Consider the following 264-nt stretch of genomic DNA (forward strand, 5'->3'; position numbering starts at 1 on the left):
CTTGAGCTGGTGCTTCTACATCGAATAATACCCGATGATTAATATTCCCAGCCCTTAACCAGAGCTGCTTATTGGCATCTTCTAAAATGAGTTGAATACCATTCATCTGCAAACCATGCTCACTACCTGCATGTTGCAACCAAGTATTAAATTGCTGTTTTTGCAGATCGAATCGCGCCACACCCTGATCGGTAGAGCCGATCCAAATAGCACCATGCTGATCTTCAATGATATTATTTATATCACCAAAGCGCAGATAAGGCG

1 protein-coding gene is annotated in these 264 nt (G+C 42.4%); it reads right to left on the reverse strand.

Annotation, left to right across the window (positions count from 1 at the left end):
- Positions 1–264 (reverse strand): two-component regulator propeller domain-containing protein (locus RMT89_RS43635; RefSeq protein WP_315889302.1); only part of this gene is annotated, 264 nt, incomplete at both ends.

The sequence above is a fragment of the Streptomyces sp. P17 genome, assembly GCF_032436805.1.
Lineage (GTDB): Bacteria > Actinomycetota > Actinomycetes > Streptomycetales > Streptomycetaceae > Streptomyces.